At 67.0% G+C, this 1,018-nt stretch carries 2 protein-coding genes; both read left to right on the forward strand.

Annotation, left to right across the window (positions count from 1 at the left end; translation table 11 throughout):
* Positions 1-606: isocitrate/isopropylmalate family dehydrogenase (locus tag AC1DWF_RS32555; protein ID WP_476842648.1), on the forward strand; the 606-nt coding region annotated here is incomplete at its 5' end.
* Between the two features lie 85 nt (positions 607-691).
* Positions 692-1,018 (forward strand): Bug family tripartite tricarboxylate transporter substrate binding protein (locus AC1DWF_RS32560; protein ID WP_476842649.1); only part of this gene is annotated, 327 nt, incomplete at its 3' end.

Here is a 1,018-nt window from a genome sequence, read left to right on the forward strand (position 1 = left end):
ATGCGCTACAGCGAGAGCGAGGTCCGCCGTGTCGCCCACGCGGGCTTCGAGGCCGCACGCAAGCGGCGCAAGAAGCTGTGCTCGGTGGACAAGGCGAATGTGCTGGAGACCAGCCTGCTCTGGCGCGAGGTGGTGACACAGGTCGGCCTCGAATATCCGGACGTGGAGCTCAAGCACGAATACGTGGACGCGATGGCCATGCTGCTCGTCCGCAAGCCGCGCGAGTTCGACGTGATCGTCACCGGCAATATCTTCGGCGACATCCTTTCGGATGCTGCGGCGATGCTGACGGGCTCCATCGGCATGCTGCCCTCGGCCTCGCTGAACGCCGACTCGCGTGGCCTCTATGAGCCGGTGCATGGCTCCGCGCCCGATATTGCCGGCAAGGACATCGCGAACCCGCTGGCCTCGATCCTCTCGGCCGCGATGCTGCTGCGCCACTCGTTGAACAAGCCGGAAATGGCCGACCGCGTCGAGAGCGCCGTACGCCGCGTCCTCGCCGAGGGCTACCGCACGGCCGACATCATGGAGGAAGGCGCCACCCTCCTCGGCACCGACGCCATGGGCGATGCCGTCGCCCGGGAGATCGCGCGCCTCACGAACTGAACCGGACTTCGCATTGCAGGGAGAAATGAACATGAAAATATGGACAAGCCGCCGCGCCGTTCTCGGCGCGGCCCTTGCGACGCCCATGATCGCGCGCGCCCAGGACAATTGGCCCAGCCGGCCGATTCGCTTCATCGTGGCCTTCGCGGCCGGCGGCGCGGCCGACACCGCCGCGCGCTCGATCGCCGCCGACATGCAGGAAGCGCTCGGCCAGAACATCGTCATCGAGAACCGCACGGGCGGCAATGCGACCATCGCCGCCAACGCCACGCTGCAATCGCCGCGCGACGGCTACACCTTCCTGGTGGATGCGGCGAACCAGCTCACAAACCCCGTGCTGATGCGCGACCTCGGCTTCGACTACCAGCGCGACTTCGTGCCGGTGACGCAGATCTCCTCCTTCCCGCAGGTC

The sequence above is a fragment of the Aminobacter sp. P4_D5 genome, assembly GCF_056401815.1.